The 22390-nt window shown below is 72.6% G+C and carries 19 protein-coding genes; 9 read left to right on the top strand and 10 right to left on the bottom strand.

The genetic code is table 11. From position 1 onward, the window contains the following. The 6 genes from H5965_RS19345 to H5965_RS19370 all read left to right on the top strand — a co-directional run bounded on the left by H5965_RS19345 (position 1) and on the right by H5965_RS19370 (position 8906). Entirely contained in the window at positions 1-936 is a 936-nt protein-coding gene (locus tag H5965_RS19345) for a 5-dehydro-4-deoxyglucarate dehydratase (protein ID WP_310971427.1), read from the top strand. After that, positions 936-2192, top strand: coding sequence for a glucarate dehydratase family protein (locus tag H5965_RS19350; RefSeq protein WP_310971428.1), 1257 nt, complete (start codon positions 936-938; stop codon positions 2190-2192). Before H5965_RS19345 ends, H5965_RS19350 begins: the two co-directional genes overlap by 1 nt. A 4-nt stretch (positions 2193-2196) precedes the next feature. Beyond that, the gene (locus H5965_RS19355) at positions 2197-3324 is read left to right on the top strand and encodes a hypothetical protein (RefSeq protein ID WP_310971429.1); all 1128 of its coding nucleotides are present in this window, start codon (positions 2197-2199) and stop codon (positions 3322-3324) included. A 15-nt stretch (positions 3325-3339) separates the two neighbouring features. Beyond that, positions 3340-4794 (top strand): aldehyde dehydrogenase (NADP(+)), encoded by a 1455-nt coding sequence (locus H5965_RS19360; RefSeq protein ID WP_310971430.1) that lies wholly within the window; start codon positions 3340-3342, stop codon positions 4792-4794. A 207-nt stretch (positions 4795-5001) separates the two neighbouring features. Then, positions 5002-7380 carry a polysaccharide lyase 8 family protein gene (locus tag H5965_RS19365; protein ID WP_310971431.1) on the top strand — a complete coding sequence of 793 codons (2379 nt, stop codon included), beginning with the start codon at positions 5002-5004 and terminating at the stop codon, positions 7378-7380. Between the two features lie 71 nt (positions 7381-7451). After that, positions 7452-8906: an NAD(P)/FAD-dependent oxidoreductase gene (locus H5965_RS19370; protein ID WP_310971432.1), complete on the top strand. Its 1455-nt coding sequence runs from the start codon at positions 7452-7454 to the stop codon at positions 8904-8906. Between the two features lie 5 nt (positions 8907-8911). Here the strand turns inward: H5965_RS19370 and H5965_RS19375 are convergent, their stop codons facing one another. Beyond that, positions 8912-9541, bottom strand: coding sequence for a winged helix-turn-helix transcriptional regulator (locus H5965_RS19375; RefSeq protein WP_310971433.1), 630 nt, complete (start codon positions 9539-9541; stop codon positions 8912-8914). An 87-nt stretch (positions 9542-9628) separates the two neighbouring features. Between H5965_RS19375 and H5965_RS19380 the strand changes: the two genes are divergently transcribed. Then, positions 9629-9997, top strand: coding sequence for a VOC family protein (locus H5965_RS19380; protein WP_310971434.1), 369 nt, complete (start codon positions 9629-9631; stop codon positions 9995-9997). Between the two features lie 219 nt (positions 9998-10216). Here H5965_RS19380 and H5965_RS19385 read toward each other — a convergent pair whose 3' ends face one another. The 6 genes from H5965_RS19385 to H5965_RS19410 all read right to left on the bottom strand — a co-directional run bounded on the left by H5965_RS19385 (position 10217) and on the right by H5965_RS19410 (position 17572). Then, positions 10217-10339 (bottom strand): ribosomal protein bL36, encoded by a 123-nt coding sequence (locus H5965_RS19385; RefSeq protein WP_310971435.1) that lies wholly within the window; start codon positions 10337-10339, stop codon positions 10217-10219. A 76-nt stretch (positions 10340-10415) separates the two neighbouring features. Further along, a complete protein-coding gene (locus H5965_RS19390; RefSeq protein ID WP_310971436.1) occupies positions 10416-11585 on the bottom strand; it encodes a VWA domain-containing protein in 1170 nt (389 codons plus the stop codon). Continuing rightward, positions 11582-13765, bottom strand: coding sequence for a DUF5682 family protein (locus tag H5965_RS19395; protein WP_310971437.1), 2184 nt, complete (start codon positions 13763-13765; stop codon positions 11582-11584). Before H5965_RS19395 ends, H5965_RS19390 begins: the two co-directional genes overlap by 4 nt. Then, positions 13762-14847, bottom strand: coding sequence for an AAA family ATPase (locus H5965_RS19400; RefSeq protein ID WP_310971438.1), 1086 nt, complete (start codon positions 14845-14847; stop codon positions 13762-13764). Before H5965_RS19400 ends, H5965_RS19395 begins: the two co-directional genes overlap by 4 nt. Beyond that, positions 14844-16229, bottom strand: coding sequence for a DUF5691 domain-containing protein (locus tag H5965_RS19405; RefSeq protein ID WP_310971439.1), 1386 nt, complete (start codon positions 16227-16229; stop codon positions 14844-14846). Before H5965_RS19405 ends, H5965_RS19400 begins: the two co-directional genes overlap by 4 nt. A 35-nt stretch (positions 16230-16264) precedes the next feature. Beyond that, positions 16265-17572: an SWIM zinc finger family protein gene (locus tag H5965_RS19410; RefSeq protein WP_310972008.1), complete on the bottom strand. Its 1308-nt coding sequence runs from the start codon at positions 17570-17572 to the stop codon at positions 16265-16267. A gap of 103 nt (positions 17573-17675) precedes the next feature. Between H5965_RS19410 and H5965_RS19415 the strand changes: the two genes are divergently transcribed. Continuing rightward, positions 17676-18185 carry a PadR family transcriptional regulator gene (locus tag H5965_RS19415; protein WP_310971440.1) on the top strand — a complete coding sequence of 170 codons (510 nt, stop codon included), beginning with the start codon at positions 17676-17678 and terminating at the stop codon, positions 18183-18185. Beyond that, entirely contained in the window at positions 18185-18784 is a 600-nt protein-coding gene (locus H5965_RS19420; protein WP_310971441.1) for a GyrI-like domain-containing protein, read from the top strand. Before H5965_RS19415 ends, H5965_RS19420 begins: the two co-directional genes overlap by 1 nt. On the opposite strand, the gene H5965_RS19425 is transcribed toward H5965_RS19420, so the two are convergent. The 3 genes from H5965_RS19425 to H5965_RS19435 form a co-directional block, all read right to left on the bottom strand. Then, on the bottom strand, positions 18769-19032 hold the full coding sequence (locus tag H5965_RS19425; RefSeq protein ID WP_310971442.1) for a hypothetical protein: 264 nt from the start codon (positions 19030-19032) through the stop codon (positions 18769-18771). The genes H5965_RS19420 and H5965_RS19425 overlap by 16 nt on opposite strands. Further along, positions 19032-21098, bottom strand: a complete 2067-nt coding sequence (locus tag H5965_RS19430) for an AMP-binding protein (RefSeq protein ID WP_310971443.1) — start codon at positions 21096-21098, stop codon at positions 19032-19034. Before H5965_RS19430 ends, H5965_RS19425 begins: the two co-directional genes overlap by 1 nt. Positions 21099-21404: 306 nt before the next feature. Beyond that, positions 21405-22343, bottom strand: coding sequence for a WYL domain-containing protein (locus H5965_RS19435; RefSeq protein WP_310971444.1), 939 nt, complete (start codon positions 22341-22343; stop codon positions 21405-21407). Positions 22344-22390: the final 47 nt, after the last annotated feature.

Genomic DNA, 22390 nt, shown 5'->3' on the forward strand with positions numbered 1-22390 from the left:
ATGGCACAGAACGAGATCGAGCTGGACGGCCTGCTGGCGTTCCCCCTCACCCCGTTCACCGAGGACCTCGAGGTCAACCTCGACGCGCTCGCGGAGAACGTGGAGAGCCACATCGCGGCGGGCGCCGGTGCGCTGTTCGTCGCGTGCGGCACCGGCGAGTTCAGCTCGCTCTCGCCCGCCGAGGTCACCTCGGTGCTCACCCGGGCCCGGGAGGTGGCCGACGGCCGCGTCCCGGTCTGGGTGGGCGCCGGGGGCGGCGCGGCGTCGGCGCGGGCCGGCATCGCGGCGGCCCAGGCCGGCGGCGCGGACGGCGTCCTGCTGCTGCCGCCGTACCTGGTCACCGGTCCTTCGTCGGGCCTGGTCGACTTCGTGCGGTACGCCGTCGGCGACTCGTCCGTGCCGGTCATCGTCTACCACCGCGGCACCGGCGTGTTCACCGCGCCGGCCGCGGCCGCCCTGCTCGACATCCCGTCGGTGGTGGGCCTGAAGGACGGCTACGGCGACGTCGAGTGCATGACCCGGATCGTCACCACCATCCGCTCGCTGGACACCGAACGCGCGCGGAACTTCCTGTTCTTCAACGGGTTGCCGACCGCGGAGGTCTCGGCCAAGGCGTACGCCGCGATCGGCGTCGCCCGCTATTCCTCGGCGGTGCACTGCTTCGCGCCGGAGATCGCGCACCGCTTCCACCGCGCGCTCGGCGAAGGCGACACACGCGTGATGGACGCCCTGCTGACCGGGTTCTACCTGCCGCTGGTGGCGTTGCGGGACGAGACGCCCGGCTTCGCCGTCTCGCTCGTGAAGGCCGCCGCCCGGCTGCGCGGCGACAAGGTCGGCCCGGTCCGGCCGCCGCTGGTCGAGCCGACCCCGGAACAGATCCACCGGCTGGAGAAGGTCGTGGAGGACGGCTTCGTGACCCTGAAGGGGCTCGGCTGATGCAGATCCTCGACGTGGTGCTGACCCCGGTCGCGTTCGCGGACCCGCCGCTGCTCAACGTCATGGGCGTGCACGAGCCGTTCGCGCTGCGCAGCGTCGTCCAGGTCAAGTGCGAGGACGGGATCGTCGGGCTCGGCGAGTCCTACGGTGACGACGCCTTCCTGGGCGAGGTGCGCAGGGTGCTGCCGCGGCTGCGCGGCCACGACGTGTTCGACCTTCCCGGCCTGCAGCGCCTGGTCGCCGAAGCGCTGTCGGACACGGTGCTGACCGACGCGCACGGCTTGATCGGCGGCTTCTCGATCCGCAAGACCGTCGCGAGCGTGTACTCGCTGTTCGAGGTCGCCTGCCTGGACGCGCAGGGGCACTACCTGGGCCGTCCGGTCACCGACCTGCTCGGCGGCAAGGCGCGCGACGCCGTCGAGTTCTCCGCCTACCTGTTCTACAAGTACGGCAAGCACATCGACGGCCGCGAGGACTCCTGGGGCGAGATCACCACGCCCGAGACGCTGGTCGGGTCGGCGAAGCGGATGTTCGACGAGTACGGCTTCCGCTCGATCAAGCTCAAGGGCGGCGTCTTCGAGCCCGCGCAGGAGGTCGACGGCGTCCGCGCGCTGGCCGAGGCGTTCCCCGGGAGCCCGCTGCGGATCGACCCGAACGGCGCCTGGACGGTCGAAACGGGCATCCGGGTCGCTCGCGAGCTCGACGGCGTCCTGGAGTACCTGGAGGACCCGACGCCGGGCATCGACGGCATGGCCCAGGTGGCGGCCGAGGCGTCCATGCCGCTGGCGACCAACATGTGCGTGGTCAACTTCGGCGACGTCGAACCGGGCTTCCGGGCGCGGGCGATCGGCGTCCTGCTGTCCGACCACCACTTCTGGGGCGGGCTGCGGGCCACGCAGTCGCTGTCGGTGACGTGCGAAAGCTTCGGCGTCGGCCTGTCGATGCACTCCAACAGCCACCTCGGGATCAGCCTGGCCGCGATGGTGCAGGTCGCCGCGGCGACGCCGCACCTGACCTACGCGTGCGACACGCACTGGCCGTGGAAGGTCGAGGACGTCATCGAGCCGGGCGTGCTGGAGTTCCGCGAGGGCGCCGTCGCGGTGCCGGCGACGCCGGGGCTCGGGATCACGCTCGACGAGGACGCGCTGGCCCGCCTGCACGAGAACTACGTCCGATGTGGACTGACCAAGCGCGATGACGGGACCTACATGCGGAAGTACGTGCCCGGGTTCGAAGCGAACACGGCGAGGTGGTGAACCGGTGAAGGTGACGGGATACGCCTACCCCTGGGACGTCGTCGAACCCGATTTCGTGGCGCGGGTCCGGGCGCTCGGCGTCGACGAGGTGGCCGTGGCGCTGTCGTACCACAGCGCCCGCGCGGCGACACCGTGGTCGCCGTCCCGCACGGCGGTGGTGGCGCGGCACGCGGCGTTCTACCGGCCGGTGACCGACGGGTGGGGCGAGCTGCGTCCGTCCACTCCGGACTGGGTGGCGTCTCCGGATTCCGGGGGCGACGCCGTCCGGCTGCTCACCGAAGCCGGGATTCCGGCCGCGGCGTGGATCGTCCTGACCCACAACTCGCAGCTGGGGTACGAGCACCCGGACGTCATGGTGCGCAACTGCTTCGGCGAGCCTTACCCGTGGGCGCTGTGCCCGTCGCAGCCCGCCGTGCGCGAGTACGCCGCGGCCGTGGTCGCGAATTCGGTCGCCGGGCTGGAGCTGTCGTCGGTGATCCTCGAAGCCTGCGGGCCGCTCGGGGCGATCCACCAGCACCAGCACGAGAAGACCGACGGCGTGTGGGCGCCCGCGGTGGCCCGGCTGCTGTCGATCTGCTGCTGCGAGGCCTGCGCGGCCGCGTGGGACGTCGACGCGGAGACGGTCCGGGCGCAGCTCGTCGAGGAGGTCCGGCGGCTGCTGGCCACCGGTGATCTGGGGATCACCCGCGACCGGCTGCCGCCGTCGTTGACCCAGCAGCTGCTGCGGGGCCGGCAGCAGGCCACCGATGCCCTGCGGGCCGCGGTTTTGGCCACGCTGCCACCGGGCACCCGGGTCGTGCTGCACGGCGCGGTGGACCCCTGGGTCACCGGCGCGTTGCCGGGGCTGACGCCGTCCGCTGCGGACGACGTCGACGCGGTCGTATTGTTCGGGTGGGTGCCCGCCACGGGTGCCGAGGCCGTCGCGGCGGCCCGGGAGGCCTTGCCCGAGCGGGTCGCGATCGCCAGCTACATCACGGCGGTCGCCGCCGCGCCGGTGCCGGACATCGCCGCCTACGTCGGCGAGCTGGCCAAGGCGGGTGCCGCCGAGCTGCACCTGTACCACCTCGGCCTGGCCGGACCGGGTCGCTGGCCCGACCTGGAAACGGCCACCACCGCCGCCCATGAGAACTGAGGAGCTGTTCCACCGATGAGCCAGGCCACCGATGCCGCCACGCTCGAGAAGATCCTGGCGGGAGCCGCCGAAGCCGCCCGTCCCGCCGCCGAGGCGACCCCGGCCGAACGCGCCGGCTGGCTGACCGCCGTCGCCGACGCCCTCGACGCCGCCGCGGGCGAACTGGTCCCGCTGGCGCACGCCGAGACGCACCTGCCGGAAACCCCACGGCTGGCCGGCGAGCTGAAGCGCACGACGTTCCAGCTGCGCCTGTTCGCGGAGGTCCTGGCGGACGGCGAGTACCTCGGCGCCACCGTCGACCACGCCGACCCGGACTGGCCGATGGGCCCGCGCCCGGACATCCGCCGCGTCAAGACCGCGATCGGGCCGGTGCTGGTGTTCGCGGCCAGCAACTTCCCGTTCGCGTTCAGCGTCGCGGGCGGCGACACGGCGTCCGCGCTGGCGGCGGGCTGCCCGGTGGTCCTCAAGGCCCACCCGGGGCACCCGGAGCTGTCCGCGCAGACCGGCTCGATCGTGCGCGAAGCCCTGATCAAGGCGGGCGCTCCGGCGGCCCTGTTCAACGTGATCTTCGGCCAGGACGAAGGCGTCACGGCCCTGAAGGACCCCCGGATCGCGGCGGCGTCGTTCACCGGTTCGATCCCGGGCGGGCGGGCGTTGTTCGACATCGCCAACGCGCGGCCGCGGCCGATCCCGTTCTACGGCGAGCTGGGCAGCGTCAACCCGGTCGTGGTGACCGAGGCCGCGGTGGCCGCGCGCGGGGAAGCCGTGGCCAAGGGGTACGCCGGGTCGTTCACCCTCGGTGCGGGGCAGTTCTGCACCAAGCCGGGCCTGCTGTTCCTGCCTGCGGACCACAACCTGACCGAGACGCTGCGCGCGGCTCTCGACGGGGCTCCCGCCCAGCCGATGCTGAACGACCGGATCGCGGCCGGGTTCTCTTCCCGGCTGTCCGAGCTGCGAGAGGTTCCGGGCGTCGAGGTCGTGTCGTCGTCGCCTTCGTCCGCGCCGGCGTTCACCCCGACGCTGCTGGCGACGACCGGCAAGCAGTTCCTCGAGGGCGGCACCACGGTGCACGAGGAGTGCTTCGGGCCGGCGTCGCTGATCGTCACGTACGCCGACCAGGCCGAGCTGCTGCGCCTGCTGGAGGTGATCGAACCGGGGCTCACCGCCACGATCCACGGCGAGGAGTCCGATGTGGACTGGCTGCGGCCGGTGCTGCCAGCGCTGGCCCGCATCGCCGGCCGGCTGCTGTGGAACGACTGGCCCACCGGGGTGACGGTGAGCTGGGCCCAGCAGCACGGCGGCCCGTACCCGGCCACGACGGCCCCGACGACGACCTCGGTCGGCACCGCGGCGATCGAGCGGTTCCTGCGCCCGATCGCCTGGCAGGGCTTCCCGGACGCGCTGTTGCCCGAACCCCTGCAGGAGGCCAACCCCTGGCAGCTGCCCCGCCGCACCGACGGCTCCCGCTGACCCGATCGCACCACCAGAACCACTGATGGTGCGGACCCGCCGGGGGCGCCCCCCGGTTCCACTTTACCGCTCGGCACCGACAGTTTCCGTTGCCGTGGGGGGTCACCTTCGGGACATGTCCCGAAGGTGACCCCCGAAAATCCGCCGCCGCACAACTGAATCCCCGTTCCCCCGTAAGCCGAGGATGTCTTCCTGGGAGGCATTGCCATGCCCGTGAACCGGAGAAATGCCCTGCGCGGTGGTGCCCTGGCGGCCGCCTCCACCGTGCTCCTGACCCGCCCGGCCTTCGCCGCGCCCGCGGCGAAACCCGCGGCCGGCGCACAACCGGCCGGCGCCGTGCCCGCCGCGACCGCGCCGATCGTCGCCGCCTACCGGCAGCTGCAGACCGGTATCAACCGGCCGTCGCCCGAACGGACCGAGGCACTGGCCAACCTCGGCCGGGTCGCCAAGGCCTACAACGCCAGCCTGTCCGTCGCCGGCGGTGGTGCTCCACTGTGGACGGATCTGCCGCTCGGTCCCGGCAGCGACTACACGACGTCGATGTACGCGCGGCTGCGGGCGATCGCCGTCGACTGGGGCACGCCGGGCGGCGCGCTGTCCGGTGACCCGGTCGTGCTCGACCGCGTCAAGACCGCGCTGGAACTCATCTACGCCAGCCAGTACAACGAAAACGTCGGCGAGATCGGCAACTGGTACACCTACGAGATCGGCATCCCGTACTACCTGCTGCACACGCTGTCGGTGGTCGCCGACCAGCTCACCCCCGAGCAGCTCGCGCGCTACCTCAAGCCCGTCAAGCGGTTCGTCGGCAACCCGAACCTGCGCGCGAACAACGCGTCGGTGATCGAAACCGGCGCCAACCGTGCCGACAAAGCGCTCATCTCGATCGTTTCGGGCGCCATGCTCGGCGACACGGCGTGGATCAAGACCGGCATCGACGCCCTCACCGACGTCGCCGGCGGGGGCGCGGCGAGCGTCGTCGCGAAGCTGGACCGCGCGGCCGGCGACGGCTTCCACGTCGACGGCTCGTTCATCCAGCACGACACCATCCCGTACCCCGGCCACTACGGCATCGTGCTGCTGACCGCGCTCGCCGGCGCCATCCACGTCACCCAGGGCACCGAGTACGCGCTCCCGCAGCCGCTGAAGGACAAGATCTACGCGCTCGTCGCGGACAGCTTCGCCCCCTTCGTCTACGCGGGCGCGCTGATGGAACCGGTGCGCGGCCGGATGCTGTCACGCCAAGGGGAGACCGGCCACGACATCGGCCACCAGCTCACCGTCGCGACGCTGGTGCTGGCCCGGACGGCCTCGGGCAAGACCAAGACCGACCTCAACGCGCTGGCCGCGAAGTGGCTCAAGGAAGGCACGTTCGCGCCCTTCCTGAAGATCCCGGACCCGGAGCGGTTCGCGCCCGGCCCGGACCTGGTGGCGACGCCGGGCATCGAGTTCGCGCAGGACATGCTCGCGTCGGGGGTGCGCCCGGCGCGCATCGAGGCGACGCACCGGGTCTTCGGCCAGCAGGACAGGCTGGTCCACATCACCGACGGCTGGTCGGCCTCGCTGGGCGTCAGCTCGACGCGGATTTCGCGCTACGAAGCCATCAACGGCCAGAACCTCAAGGGCTACCACGTCGGCGACGGCGTGCTGTACACGTTCCTGCCGAACGCCAAAGGCCACTACACCGACGCCTACTGGCCGACGGTCGACCCGCTGCTGCTGCCCGGCACGACCGAGCACGACGGCCCGGTCGACCCCAAGTTCGGCGGCGTGCCGGTGGGCCCGAACGCGCACACCGGCGGCGTCCGCTGGGACGCGCGGCACGGCACGAGCGCGTTCGACTTCAAGAATTGGGACGGCTCGCTGGTCGCGAAGAAGTCGTGGTTCTTCACCCCGGACGGGATCGTCTGCCTCGGCGCCGGCATCACCAGCACGTCCGGCTACGCGGTCCGCACGACGATCGAGAACCGCAACCTCGGCGAGGGCGGCCGCGGGACGCTGCTGGCCGACGGCCGGCGCCTTCCGACCGACCTGGGGAAAGCATCCGCACTGCGAAAGCCGCGTTGGGTGCACCTGGAGAACGTCGGCGGGTACCTGCTCCTGGACGACGCTTCGGTGACGGCGCTGCGCGAAGACCGGACAGGCGCGTGGCGCGACATCGACACCGGCGCCAACACCAAGGGCACGACGACGCCGAACACCCGCCGCTACCAGAAGCTGGTCCTCGAGCACGGCGTCAAGCCGACGGACGCGAAGTACGCGTACGCGGTGCTGCCGGGCGCTTCGGTGATCGACACGCTCACGGCGTCCTGGGCGTGGCGCGTGCTGGCGAACACCCCGGTGGTGCAGGCGATCCGCGTGACCGGCGGCACAGTGCTGGCGAACTTCTTCGCGGCGGGCTCGGTCGGCGACGTCAGCGTGTCGGGCCCGGCGTCGGTGGCGATCGGGCGGTGCGGCGCGCGGACGCAGCTTGCGGTGTCGGATCCGACGCAGCTGCAGGACAGCGTCACGATCACGGTGCGGGGCCGGGCCGTGGAGGTGCCGCTGAAGGGCACGTTCGGCGCGACCAAGGTCGTCCTGGTGTAAGCAGGCTTCCCCGCCGGGCCGGTGCCCCGACCCGGTCCGGCGGGGTCCCCACCTCGGTTAGGCTGCCGGGCATGAGCGCCGCCGAGCACGTGGACGTCCTGATCGTGGGCGCCGGCCTGTCCGGCGTCGGCGCGGCCTGCCGGCTGCGGGAGCGGCTGCCGGGCAAGACGTACGCGGTGCTCGAAGCGCGTGACACGATCGGCGGAACCTGGGACCTCTTCCGGTATCCGGGCATCCGGTCCGATTCGGACATGTTCACCCTCGGTTACCCGTTCCGGCCGTGGAAGGACCCGAAAGCGATCGCGGACGGGCCGTCGATCCTGAGCTACATCCGCTCGACGGCCGCGGCTTTCGGCGTGACCGAACACATCCGCTTCGGGCACCGGGTGACGCAGGCGTCGTGGTCGTCGCCGGACGCGCGGTGGACGGTCACGACCGCGCACGGCGCCACGTTCACCTGCCGGTTCCTGTACCTGTGCAGTGGTTACTACTCGTACGAGTCCGGGCACGTCGTCGACTTCCCAGGCCGTGCGGAGTTCGCCGGCGAGATCGTGCACCCGCAGCACTGGCCGGATTCGCTGGACTACACGGACAAGCGGATCGTGGTGATCGGCAGCGGCGCGACGGCGGTGACGCTGGTCCCGGCGCTGGCGTCGCGCGCCTCGCACGTGACGATGCTGCAGCGTTCACCGTCGTACATCGTGGCGCGGCCCGGGCGCGACGCGCTGGCCGACCGGATCCGGGCGCTGCTGCCGGAGAAGCCGGCGCACCGGGTGGTCCGCGGCAAGAACGTGGTGATGGGGACGTTCTTCTTCCAGCTGATGCGGCGCTTGCCGGGCCGGGCGTCGCTGGCGTTGCGCAAGCGGGTGGCGGCGCAGCTGCCGGCGTCGATCCCGGTGGACCCGCACTTCGTGCCGTCGTACGACCCGTGGGACCAGCGGCTGTGCCTGGTGCCGGACGCCGACCTGTTCCGCGCGTTGCGGTCCGGTCAGGCGGACATCGTGACGGACCGGATCGCGCGGTTCACGTCGTCCGGCGTCGCGCTGGAATCGGGTCGCTCGTTGCCGGCGGACGTCATCGTGACGGCGACGGGCCTGCGGCTGGTGGCGTTCGGCGGGATCGCTTTGACGGTCGACGGGCGGGCGATCGAGCCGGGGGAGCAGCGGGCGTACAAGGGCACGATGTTCGGCGGGGTGCCGAACCTGGCGTGGTGCGTGGGGTACACGAACAGCTCGTGGACGCTGCGGGCGGACCTGGCGTCGCAGTACGTGTGCCGCCTGCTGGCGTACCTGGACCGGCACGGGTTCGCGTTCTGCGTGCCGGACGCGGCATCGGCGGCGGACGCGGGCCGGCCGCGGCCGATCGTGGACCTGCAGTCGGGATACATCAAGCGGGCCGCCCCGGACTTGCCGAAGCAAGGCGGGCGACGGCCGTGGATGATGCGGCAGAACTATTTGCTGGACCTGGCGGACATGCGGTTCAACCGCGTGAACGACGGCGTGCTGCGGTTCGGCCGCGCGGGCTGACGTTCTCAGCTTTCGTGCTCGCGCAGCAGCCTGCGGACCGCGTTCCGGTCGCCGTCGAGCGTCACTTTGCCCTCGGCGATGGCCTTCTCGAGGTCGTGAGGCCGGTCGAGCAGGGCGTTCAGCGTCGAGGGATCGGTCCGGATCGTCGCGTCCGGGGCGCCGGGCTCGCCCGGCTCGATCGTCAGCCGGCCCGGCTCGGTGCGGACCGTCCACACGCGAGCGTCCAGTTCGACCCGGTAGCACGCGGTGCTGCGCGGGTGGGCGGACTCGCGGAGGAACAGCAGCACGGACGTGACGCCGAGGGAAGCGGGCCTGGGGAGCGGGACTCGCGCGCCCCACGCGCCCAGCGCGAGGACGACCGGCTCCAGTTCGCGGCCCCAGCCGGTGAGCTCGTAGACCGTCGAAGCGGCCGGGGGTGGCAACTGCCGGCGCGTCACGACGCCGCGGCGCTCGAGCTCGCGGAGCCGGTCGGTGATCAGGTTCGAGCTGGCGCCGGGGAGCGCGCGGCGGACGTCGGAGAACCGCTGCGGCCCGAGAAGCAGCTCGCGCACCACAAGCAGAGCCCAGCGTTCCCCGACGACGTCCAGGGCACGGGCGATCGTGCACGCGTCCCCGTAGCTGCGGCTCGTCGGCATGGTTTCAAGATACAACGTTGTGGTTGTTTTTAACAACTCGATGGGCGTACGGTCGGACGGTCCGAAAGTCGACGGGAAGGAACGGTCATGGGCCGGCCAGTCGTGCACTTCGAGATCATCGGAACCGACCCGGCGCGGCTGCGCGGGTACTACGGCCGGCTGTTCGGCTGGGAGTTCGACACATCCGGGCCGGTCTCGGAGGAGGTGTCGCAACCGGGCGCCTACGGGTTCGTGGAGACGGACGGCATCCCGGGCGGCGTCGGCGGCGGCGCGGCCTACGAGAGTCATGTGGTGTTCTACGTGGGCGTCCCGGACGTCGCGGCGGCGCTGGCGGAAGCCGAACGCCTCGGTGGCACCCGCCGGATGGGCCCGGACCGAGCACCGGGGCGAGATCTGGTGGTCGCCCACTTCACCGACCCGGAGGGCAACCTCATCGGCCTCGCCGGCCCGGCTTGATCACGGTGCGCCATGGAGCACCACGCGTGATCGGAGGGTCAACTCGCGTGATTGGAGGGTCAACTCACGTGATTGGAGGGTCGACACGGCGATGGCGGCTTGATCACGCGTGTCGACCCCTTGATCACGGGTGTCGACCCTTTGATCACGCGTGTTGACCTTTGGCGCACGAGTGAGGCCCCGGAACCGAGGTGGTTCCGGGGCCTTTGGGGTGTCGCGTCAGCCTTGGCGGGCCTTAGAGCGGGGGTTGGCCTTGTTGATCACCAGCAGCTTGGTGCCCCGGCGGATGACCTGGGCGCCCGGCTGGCGGGCGAGCGAACGGATCGAGCTGCGGACCTTCATGGCGAGCCGTCCTTCCTGCGGGAACTGCCGTCCCGCCTCCCGTTCAACCGCGGGGTGGTCGGTTTCATTCCGCAACTCAGGTGCTCTCGCGGGCCACCCAGCTCTGGAGGTCGTCGCCGCGGATGGCGGCGGCCATCAGGTCCGGGAACTGGTCCGGGGTGCACGCGAAGGCCGGGATGCCCAGCTCGGCGAGGGCCGCCGCGTTCTCGTGGTCGTACGACGGCGCGCCCGAGTCCGACAGGGCCAGCAGCGTCACCACCTGGACCCCCGCGCCGGCCAGTTCGGCGATGCGGTGCAGCAGCTCCTCTTCGTTGCCGCCCTCGTAGAGGTCGCTGATCAGGACCAGCAGGGTCCGCTCCGGGCGCTCGACCAGCCCCTGGCAGTACGCGATCGCCCGGTTGATGTCCGTTCCGCCGCCCAGCTGGGTGCCGAACAGGACGTCCACCGGGTCGGCGAGGTGCTCGGTGAGGTCCGCGACCTCCGTGTCGAACGCGACGAACGACGTCTTCAACGCCCGCATCGACGCCAGCACCGCGCCGAACAGCCCCGAGTACACCACCGACTCCGCCATCGAACCCGACTGGTCGACGGCCAGGACCACGTCCCGCTGCACCGCCTGCTGCCGGCGCCCGAAGCCGATCAGCTTCTCCGGGACGATCGTGCGCAGGTCGGGGGAGTAGTGCTTGAGGTTGGCGTGGATCGTGCGCGCCCAGTCGACGTCGCCGGGGCGCGGCCGGTGCGTGCGCGACGCCTTGTCCAGCGCGCCCCGGATCGCCGCGCGGGTGCGTTCGGCCAGCCGCTCCTCCAGTTCGGTGACGACCTTGCGGACCACCTCGCGCGCGGTCTCCTTGGTCTCCTCCGGCAGCACACCGTTCAGCGAGAGCAGCGTGCCGACCAGGTGGACGTCCGGCTCGACCGCCGACAGCAGCTCCTTCTCCAGCAGCATCCGGGTGAGCCCGAGCCGGTCGACCGCGTCGCGCTGCATGACCTGCACGACGGTGCTCGGGAAGTAGCGCCGGATGTCACCCAGCCAACGTGCGACCCGCGGCGCCGACGCGCCCAGGTTCGCGCTGCGCGGCCCGCCCGTGGTCTCCTCGTCGGGCTTGTCGTAGAGGGCGGCCAGCACCGCGTCCACCCCACTGTCCTCATCGGACAGCTGAGCGTCCTCCAGGCCGGACCCCGGCCCGGCGCCGTCGCCGCCCAGGACCAGCCGCCAGCGCCGCACCCGGTCGGTGTCCGCGGTCATGCTCCCACCCCCAAGAGCGTCGCCAGGACCGGCAGCACGCGCTCGGCCCGGTCCTCGTCCAGTTCGTCGGCCACCGCCACGGCGCGCGCGGCGCCGGTGAGCCCGGCCGCGCGTTGCCCGATCGCCCGCTTCTCGGGCCCGCTGAAGGCCCCGAAAGTGCGGCGCAGCAACGGAAGCACCTCGGTGAAGACGTCTTCGGGGATCGCCGCCAGCCAGGCGTCGATCACCCGCAGGAGGCCTTCGTCGTGCACCAGCAACAGCGCGCCGCCGTCGAAGAAACCCTCGACGTAGGCCGCGCCCGCCGACGGTGTGACGCCCGGGGTGAGCGCGCGGCCCAGCCGCAGTTCGATGTCGAGCGCGTCGAACAGCCCGGCGTCGTGCAGGATCCGGGTGAGCCGCCCGGCCAGCAGCGGGGGCAGCGACGGCCGTTCCGCCAGCCGGGCCAGCGCCGCCAGCCACCGCTCCTTCGGATCGTCGCCGAGCAGGGAGGTCGCGTCGTGCACGCCGTCGACCAGCTTGGCCAGGCGGGCCGCGGCGTCGTCGTCGATGCCGTGGGCGGCCGGTGGCAGGCCGGCGCAGATCCGGTCCAGCATCCGGTCGGCGACCGCCCGCAACGCGCCGGTGCCGGTGCCGCGGACGTTGCCGTACCGGGTCGCCCTGGCCAGCGCGGGCAGCGCCGACATCAGCCGGGCGACGTCCGCGTCCGCCGCCGCGCGGGCGTCCAGCGCCGCGAGCGCCTCGGGCAGCGCCTCCGGCAGGTCGGCGAGCAGGCAGTTCTCGACGGCCGTGGTGACCTCGTCCAGCGGTGGCGTGCCTTCGACCGTGCCGCGCACCGCGGCGGTGGCCGCCGACGGCACGGTCGTGCCGTACACCGCGGCCGCGACCAGGTCGACCTCGAACGACGGCTCCCAGCACAGCGCCCACGTCTCGCGGAAGGTGCCCTTGTTCCGCCGGGCCGACGCCTCCCGGCTGCCCCACTCGATGCCGAGGATCCGCAGCCGGTGCAGCAGCTTCGAGCGGTCGAGCCCGCCCGGCGTCCGCAGGTCGAGGTCGAGTTCCTTGACGATCGGGTCCTTCTTGAGCCGCAGGCGTTTCGCGGTCGCCGTCAGGTCCGCGGCCAGCGGCGGCTGCGGGACGCGGTCCGGCACCTCGCCGAGCCGTTCGCCGACCACCAGCCGCCGGGTGACGAGCTCGACCTGCACCTCGTCGCCGCCGCACAACACCGACCGGGTGGCTTCGGTGACCTCGGCGAGCCCGGCCGACGACCGGCCCCGCAGCGTCGCGAGGGTTTCGGCGAGCCGGACCGCCTCGATGACGTGCGCGGTCGAGACGGGCAGGTCCTCCTCCCGCAGCACCGCGGCGACCCCGGCCAGCCAGCGCGCGGTGACGTCGTCGGCCGTGGTGAACAGGTGGTGGTACCAGCCCGGCGACCGGACACCGGCCCCGTAGCCGCTGGCCGTGGCGAGGCGGCCGTGCGTCCACGGCACCCAGGTGCACGCGACCTTCCGCTTCGGGAGTCCTTTGAGGACGGCCTGGTCGTGCGACGCCGGCGGCAGCGGGTCCGCCAGCGCGGGCACGTGCCAGGCACCGCAGACGACGACGATGTTCTCGAAGCCCTCCTTGCGGGTGCGGCGCAGCACCGAGCGCATGTAGGCCTCGCGGCGGGCTTCGTTGCCCTGCGGGGGTTTCTCGCCCTCCCGCACCGCGCTCATCGCCTCGGCGATCACCTCGAACGGGCTTTCGGCGTCCCGCCGCGATTCGACGACGTCGTCCCACCAGCGTTCCGGGTCGTCGTAGCCGCCGGCCGAAGCCAGCAGGGCCAACGGGTCGACGGGCGGGCCGGTGTGCTCGTCCGGGGGCGCGGCGAACGTGTTGGCGGCCGGGAGGTCGCAGAACCGCACCGGGATCCCGGCCTCACGGGCGTAGGTCAGCGCCTGCCACTCCGGGCTGAACACGGCGAACGGCCAGAACGCGGCGCGCGAGACGTCGTCGGTCGCGTAGGCCAGGAGCGCGACCGGCGGCTGCATGGCCGGGTCTTCGGTGAGCTCGACCAGGGCATCGGCCTCGGGTGGCCCTTCGATGAGGACGACGTCCGGTTCGAGTTCGGCGAGCCTCGCCGCCACGGCCCGGGCGGATCCCGGGCCGTGGTGGCGGATGCCGAGCAGGTGGGTGGCCGTCAAGAGAGCTCCTGACCGGCCCGGTAGAAGTCGGCCCAGCCGTCGCGTTCGCGGACCACGGTCTCCAGGTATTCGATCCAGATCGCGCGGTCGGCCACCGGGTCCTTGACCACGGCGCCGTGGATGCCCGCCGCGATGTCGTGCGGGCGCAGGACGCCGTCGCCGAAGTGGGCGGCCAGGGCGAGCCCGCCGGTGAGCACGCTGATCGCCTCCGCGGTCGACAGCGTGCCGGACGGCGACTTCACCGCCGTGCGGCCGTCTTCGGTGCGGCCCGAGCGCAGCTCGCGGAAGATCGTCACCACCCGGCGGATCTCGGCCAGCTCGGCGGCTTCGGCGGGCAGCTGCAGCGAGGTGCCCAGCTCGGCGACCCGCCGGCTGACGATCTCGACTTCGGCCTCGGCGCTGTCCGGCAGCGGCAGGACGACCGTGTTGAACCGCCGCCGCAGCGCGCTCGACAGCTCGTTGACGCCCTTGTCGCGGTTGTTCGCCGTCGCGATCAGGTTGAAGCCCGGCCGGGCCTGGACCTCGGTGCCCAGCTCGGGGATCGGCAGGGTCTTCTCGGAGAGGATGGTGATCAGCGAGTCCTGCACGTCGGCCGGGATGCGCGTCAGCTCCTCGAGCCGGGCGAGTTTGCCGTTCCGCATCGCGCGCAGCACCGGGCCTTCGACGAGCGCGGCGGCGCTCGGGCCCTCGGCGATCAGCCGGGCGTAGTTCCAGCCGTAGCGGATCGACTCCTCGGACGTGCCCGCGGTGCCCTGCACCAGCAGCGTCGAATCCCCGCTGATGGCGGCGGAAAGGTGCTCGGACACCCACGTCTTCGCCGTGCCTGGGACGCCGAGCAGCAGGAGCGCGCGGTCGGTGGCGAGGGTGGCGACGGCGACCTCGATCAGCCGCCGCGGGCCGACGTACTTCGGGGTGATCACGGTGCCGTCCGGCAGGGTGCCGCCGAGCAGGTACTCGACAACCGCCCACGGCGAGAGGTTCCAGTTCGGCGGCTTGGCCCGGTCGTCGGCGGCGGCCAGCGCGGCCAGTTCGGCGGCGTGGTCCTGTTCGGCGTGCGGCCGGAGGACGGTGGGGGCGGTCATGCGAGCTCCTCGTACATTTCGCGGCGGAAGTTCAGCGTTTCGGTGAGCGCCCGGCGCCAGGGCCCGGCGTCCATGGTCAAGCGGGTGGTGGCCAGCGGGTGGCGCAGGCACTGAGGTGGAACGGCGCGGGCGATGACGACGGCGGCGTGCGAGACCAGCCGGTGGTCGTCCTGGCGGGCGATCCAGTCGAGCAGCGCGGTGCCGAGCTCCTTCGTCCACGGCCGGGGCAGCTCGTGCACCAGCCGCGCGAACGATTCGACGGGCAGCCGGCTGACGAGGTGCCCGATCGTGGCGGCCTGGCTCGCCGGGCTCAGCACGCCGAGCAGCGGCGGGGTGGTGCGCCCGCCGGGGTCGGCGCCGATCAGCGCCTGTGCCCAGGTCTCGTCCCGCTGCCGCAGGGCGGCGGTGGCCCAGGAGTCCCGCAGCACGGCGGCCGGACAGCCCTCGACGGTCATCCGCACGACCTCGGCCGGCGGGCCGAACTCGGTCCAGAAGGAGAGCGGAGCGGACGCGACGAGGGTGCGCAGCCGGACGGTGCCGTCGCCGCGTTCGCCCTGGGGGAGGGCGACGGTGAGCACCCGGTTCCGGCGGTGGACCAGCGGGCGCAGCCGTTCGGCCATGCTCTCGCCGTAGCGCGTGCCGGGCAGCCGGCCGAGCAGGTCGGCGGCCTGTTCCCGGACGGCGGCGGCCCGATCGGTGAGTGCGGCTTCGAGGAAGGCTTCGTCGCCGGCGCGGACGTGCCCGGCGAGGATGCCGAGGAAGTCGGCCCGGACGTCGGCGGGCTCGGTCTTCCAGGATGCGGTGAGGGCTTCGCGGGCCGCGTCGGGCTCCTGGGCGAGCTTCGCGGCGAGCCACCGGCGGCGCTGGGCGAGGCTGCCGTACTGCCAGACGTCGCCCGATTCTTCGGGTGGCGCGGCGAGGAAGCTCCAGTCGGGGTTCCGCTGCCCGAGCCAGGCGCCGACGGGCCCGGCCACGGCGCACAGCGGCCCGCGCAGGGCGGCCTTGGTGCGGGCGGCCTCGGCGAGCAGCGGCAGGGTTTCCGGGGGGACGCGGTAATCGGTGCCGGCGACGATGCCGAGCCACTCGAGCAGGAGGTCGGGGTGGCTGGCGGCGAGGAGGCGGCCGAGCCGGTCCCGGGCGAGCGGGGGGACGAAGGCGCGTTCGTCTACGGGCGCCACGGGCAGCGGCCGCACGTCACGCAGCGGCTGCCGCCCGGCCCGGCGGTAGGTGGTGAGCACGGCCGCGGCGGCCAGCAGCTGCTCGGCGGGGTCTTCACGCTCGCCGACGAGCTCCTGGACGGCGGCCGGCTGAGCGGCGGCGTCCAGGGTGCGCCGCCGGGTACCGAGGAGAGCGGTGCCGACGAGGTCTTCCCAGGCTTTCACGGGTGCACCGCCTTTCGGAGTTTCGCGGAGTGGTTTCACAGCCGCACCGCCCGGCCTTCGTGCCAGCAGGTCAACGGCCGCAAGCCGGCTTGGCTCCACTCGCCCGCCACGGTCAGCGGGCGGCCCGCCGACAGCGCCAGCAGCGACCACGGGAACGCGTACGGCACCAGCGGCAGCGCGGTTCCGTCCTTTTCGGACAGACACCAGCCGCCCGCGTGCTCGGCCGGGGTGACGCCCGACAGCAGCACCGGCCAGCGCTCCAGCCACGGGTCCGCCGCCATCGCCCGGGCGTGCGTCGCCAGGGCGTCCGGGATGGAACCGCCTTCGGCTGTCGGCGCCGGCAACGGGATTCCGCGCTCCGCCACCAAAGCCCGCAGCGGCGCGGCTCCCGGGTAGAACGCCAGCTCCGCGGTCAGCCGGTGTCCTGGTGGGAGCGACGCGTCGAGCGGACGGCCCGGCGGCGCGAACGACAGCACCAGCGCGTCCCGGCCCTTGCGGAGGCCGCGCAGCCAGGTCCGGCGGGTGAGCAGGCGGTCGTTCTCCTCGTCCGCCGCGCCGGTGATCAGCCAATCGTCCGTGACGCGCTCGCCGCTTTCCAGGACCCGGGCCGTCTCCACCGAAAAGCCGAGCCGGGTGCGGACCGTCTCCGCCAGTGCGGGTGGCAGCGATTCCAGGCGGCCGGCCGCGTCGGCGAGCAGGTACAGCTGGGACAGCTCGGCCAGCAGCGCCTCCGGCCAGTCGCGGCGGCCGACGATCGCCGCTGCCCGCCGCAAACCGCCGGCGAGGCCGGACGCCTGGGCGTCGACCATCCGGGCCGCGACCGTCCGCAGCTCTTCGCCGCCGTTGCGCTCGAAGCCCGCGAAACCCGCGCCGATCCGGTCGGTGAGCCAGACTTTCAGTTCCGCGACACCGCCTTCGACGCGGGCCGCCCGGTCGGAAGCGCGGCGGGCGGCCGCCTCCTCGTCCTTCGGGCCCGCTGACTCCGCGCGCTTCTCCGCCCGCCTGGCGCGGTCGGCGCGTTCGGCCAGCCACGTGTGCACCCACTCGGGTGGTTCCGCGGTGTCCACGCGCCCGGCCGCCCAGAGCAGCAGCAGGCCGAGTGCGTGCTTGCACGGGAACTTCCGGCTGGGACAGGAGCACCGGAACGCGGGCTCGGCGAGCTCGACGCACGTCTGGTACGGCTTCTTGCCACTGCCCTGGCAGAAGCCCCACACGGCGTCTTCGGACGCGCCCGCGCCCGACCACTTCGCCGGCGTGGCCAGCGCCCGGCCCGCCTTTTCCGATGCGGGATCCGGCGCCAGCCCGGCCACGCGTTCCGCGGTCCACGGCACCGCCGTCACCACCTGTCCCCCCACTGTTCGCCCTCGCTTTCCGGTCCTTGCTGAAGCATGCCAGCCACCACCGACATTTTCGGGAAGGCGAGTATTCTAGTGCTAGAGTAACGCCGTGCTGACCGACGCGGAACTGACGGTGCTGGGCCTGGTGGCCGAGCGGCCGAGGCACGGCTACGAGCTGGACGAGGTCGTCTCCGAACGCGGCATGCGCGACTGGACGGCGCTCGGCTTCAGCTCGATCTACTACGTCCTGGGCAAGCTCCGCGACCGCGGCCTGGTCGCCGAGGTCGCGGGGGAGCGCGCGCACGCGAAAGCCAAGAAGACGTTCACGATCACCGAAGCGGGCCGCAAGGCGTGCGCCGCCGCCGCCGAAGCCGCCGTCGCCGAGCTGCGGCCGGGGCACCCGCCGGTGCTCGTCGGCCTGGCGAACAGCCCGGCCATCCCGCCCGAGCGGCTCGCCGCGGCGCTGGCCCGGCGCGCGGAAGCGGTCGGGGAGCGGCTGGCCGAGGTGCGTCGCGCGGCCGCGGCCCAGGACCACGCCCCGCCGTTCGTCCGGGCGATCTTCGACTACTCCATTGCGCAACTCGAGGCGGAAGCCCGGTGGCTGGAAGGAATGACCTGATGCCGTACGACATCAAGAAGGACCTCAAACAGCTCTACGCGCCGAAGAACACCGGGTGGGAGCTGGTGGACGTCCCCGAACAGCGGTTCCTCGCGATCGACGGCCGCGGCAACCCGAACACGGCGGAAAGCTACAAGAAGGCGGTCGAAGCGCTGTACGCCTTCGCGTACACGATCAAGATGGCGGCGAAGCAGCGTGGGGAGGACTTCGTCGTGGGGCCGTTGGAAGGCCTGTGGTGGGCGGAGGACTACGCCGCGTTCACCGTGCGCGCCAAGGATTCCTGGCAGTGGACGATGCTGATCGCGCAGCCCGCGTGGATCGGGGAGGAAGCGGTCGAGGAGGCCCGGGAGACGGTGCGGCGCAAGAAGAAGCTCGATGCGCCGGTGCGGTTGGAGAAGCTGCACGAGGGGCGGTGTGCGCAGGCGCTGCACGTGGGGTCTTACGACGACGAAGGTCCGCTGCTGGCGCGGCTGCACGACGAATACCTTGCGGAGCAAAGGCTCGAGATGACGGGGTTGCACCACGAGGTGTACCTCGGCGACCCGCGGCGGGTCGAGCCCGCGAGGCTGCGGACGGTGCTGCGTCAGCCGGTCGGCTGATCCAGCTCGGCCAGCCCGCGCTCCCACCGCGCCCGGCGCTGGGCGGACGTCTGCTCCCACCACGGCTCACCGCGCTCGCCCAACGCCACCTTCGCCGCCTGGACGCGGGCGCGGTCCTGCACGCGCCGGGCCGCCATCAGGTGCTTCTGCAGGCGGTCTCGGACGTCGTCGGGGATCTCGGGGTCCGTGGCGCGCCAGCGACGGCCGTTCACGAGGATGTAGCGGCCGTCCGGGGTGTGCTCGGGCATCAGTATTCGCTGGTCGCCGGCCAGGTGTCGTCGTGCAGGAGCCTCTTGAGGATCTTGCCCGTCGCGTTGCGGGGCAGGTCCGGGACGAAATACACGTCGCGGGGGACCGCGAACCGGGCCAAGCGCTGGTGGATGTACTGGCGGATGTCTTCCGCGTGCAGGGAGGCACCCCGGCGCGGGACGACGTACGCCGCCAGGCGCTGGCCCCACTCCGCGTCCGCGACGCCGACTACCGCCGCGTCGTGGACGCCCGGGAGCGCCACCAGGGCCTCCTCGACCGGGCGGGGGAACACGTTCTCGCCGCCCGAGACGATCATCTCGTCGGCGCGGCCGGTGACGAACAGGCGGCCCGCCGCGTCCAGGTAGCCGACGTCGCCGCTGGCCATCATGTCTGCCGCGCGGGCCGGGTCCGTCCCGCTCGTGTAGCCCTCGAACAGCATGTCGTTGCCGACGAAGATCTGGCCTTCGCCGCCCGGGGGCACCGGCTTGCGGTCCTCGTCCAGGATCGCCAGCCGGGTGCCGAGCGGGCAGCGGCCGGCCGTCGTCGGCGCCGCGCGCAGGTCGGCCGGGTCGGCGATGCTGGCCCAGGACACCTCGGTCGAGCCGTAGAAGTTGTAGAGGACGTCGCCGAAGGTGTCCATGAACTGCGTGACGAACGGCCCGGACATCGCCGAGCCGCTGCTGGCCACGATCCGCAGCGACGACAGGTCGTACCGCGCGCGGACCCGCTCGGGCAGGTCCAGGATCCGCTGCAGCATGATCGGCACGGCGAACAGCGCGTCGCACTTCTGCTCGGCGATCGTCCGCAACGTCTCCTCGGCGTCGAACTTGCGGGTCAGCGCGAGCGACGCCCGCAGCGCCATGCCGATCTGCATCGCCGCGAGGCCCCAGGTGTGGAACAGCGGCGCCGCCACGAGCAGCCGGTCGCCGGAGCGCAGCGGGATCCGGTCGAGGATCGCCGCCGCGGTGCCCAGCCCCTTCGGCGTGGGACGGCGGGCGCCCTTCGGCGTCCCCGTGGTGCCGGAGGTGAGGACGATCAGCCGGCCCGGCCGCTCGACCGGCTTCGGGCGGTCGGCGGGGGCGGCCTGGATCAGCTCGTCGACGGTCGGGTAGCCGGCGTCGGCGTCCGGCCAGGTGCTGATCCGGGCGAAGTCGCCGGGGACGTTCGCGATGGTCTGCGCGAACTCGTCGTCGGCCAGCACGGCGGAGGGCCGGTGCTCGGCGAGGACGTCCTTGACCGAGGCGGCGGACAGGCCGGTGTTCAGCAGGATGACGTCGGCGCCGAGCTTGCTGGCGGCAACGAACGACTCGATCATCGCGGCGTGGTTGCGGCACATCAGCGCGATCCGGTCGCGCTCGACGACGCCGAGCTCGCTCAGCGCGTTGGCGAGCCGGTCGCTGCGCTCCTGGACCTGGCGGAAGGTGCGGAAGCTGCGCTCGTCGTGCAGGGCGGGCTCGTCCGGGACGCGGGCCGCCGCGGCCTGGTAGCCGCCCGCGACCGTGGCGCCCCACTGCGCGAGGGAGTTCAGCTGGCGCGCCAGCTTGTCCGGCCGCCCGGCGCTGAGCACGCCGGCCCGCAGCAGGATGCTCGTGGTGCGCAGCTTGGTGGCCTTGTTGGTCTCGCCGTCGGTGTCCGTGTCGGCTTCACCGGCCAGGTGCAGGTCGAGGCGACGGGCGAGGGCGCGGACGTCCTTCTTGATCGACGAGACCAGGTCCAGGTACGCCGGCGGCAGCATCATCCGCACGAACAGCTCGGTCCGGCCGCCCGCCAGCGGTCTCAGCTCCAGCGAGACCCAGGTGCCCTCGTCGGGGACCCCGCACCACACGACGTGCTCGCCCGGCCGGTGGACGACGGCCTGCATCTGCGTCTCGATCAGCGGTCCCCGCGCGGGGACGATCCGGATTGCGCCCTTCGGGCCGCGTCCGCGCGCGGCCGGCTCCTGGATTTCGCACCAGCTGATCTCCGGCACGAACCTCGAGTACCACTCCGGCGACCCGACGATCTGCCACACCACGTCCGGCGGGTGCCCGACCACGGCACTCGCTTCGACCACATCGTCACGCATTGTCTGCCCTCACCGAAGTGTCACCGAACGCACGTTCAGGTCACGGAGGCGTCACAGTAGCAGCAAACGGGTGATCAGGGATACTCCGAACGGCCAGATACCGGCGGGTAACGGACACTCCGAGTGTGTCCTCCGAGTGTCCATTGTAGACCGATTAACGGCGTTCACCAAGCATAGTGGCGATCGGGACCATCGACGTGATCGACAGCGGGGGGTTCGAAGCTCGGCCAGGCTCCCCGGTGGACGTTTGGGCGGCGGGTCGGACAAACACGACAACCGGTGATCCAACGGACGTGGGCTGAGATGTCACGTTCCGTAGCGGGAGACCAGTTCGGCGCCCAGCCGGGCCAGCTCGGCCTGCACCGACGCCGGGCCTTCCACCTCGACCAGCGCGCCCCATCCCGCCAGCTCCTGCGCGATCATCACCGGCGCCGGCGCGGCGACCCGCGCCCGGACGCGGTCCCCGGGCAGCTCCGCGACCAGCTCGCAGTGCCGCCCGAACCGGCCCTGCAGCACCGCGAAGTGCCGGCGGTCGAGCAGAACGTCCGCGCTGAGCAGGGAACGGCGCTTTTCCACCTCCTCGACGACCTCCTGCCACACCGTCGTCAGCTCGAGGTCCGACGGGCGATCGGCGGGCTCGTCGGTCGGCACGGCGGAGACGATCCGGTCGACGCGGAAGGTCCGGCGGCCCTTCGCCGTGCCCGCGACCAGGTACCAGACTTCGTCCTTATTGACCAGGCCCCACGGGTCGACGAGCCGCTCCGACTTCTCACGGCCGGCGTAGGTGAGGCGGACCCGTCGGCGGGCGATGACGGCGTCCCGCAGCAGCGAGACCATCGGCGGCCGCTCCTTCGGGCGCTCGCCCCAGCCGGCCTGGTCGACGACGACCGCGTCCGCCGCCGCCTCGGCGTCCGCCCGGAACGTGCCGGGCAGTGCGCCCATCAGCTTCCGCAGGGCCGACTTGACCTCCGGCGCGCCGGCGGCGGCCGGGCCGGCCAGGAGGAAGAGGGCTTGCGCCTCGCGGGCGCTCAGGCCGGAGAGGTCGGTGCGCGCACCGCCGACGAGCTGCCAGCCGCCGCCGCGCCCGGGCTGGGGGTAGACGGGCACGCCGGCCGCCGAGAGGGCTTCGAGGTCGCGGCGCGCGGTGGCGACGGAGATCTCCAGCTCCGCCGCCAGCTCGGCGGCCGTGACGCGGCCACGGGTCTGCATCAGCAGCAGGGTGGCCACGAGGCGGTCGGCGCGCATGGACGCAGTGTCGCACCGGCCGCAAAAGCGCTCACTTGGTGAGCACT

This window comes from Amycolatopsis sp. 505 (assembly GCF_031625235.1).
Lineage (GTDB): Bacteria > Actinomycetota > Actinomycetes > Mycobacteriales > Pseudonocardiaceae > Amycolatopsis.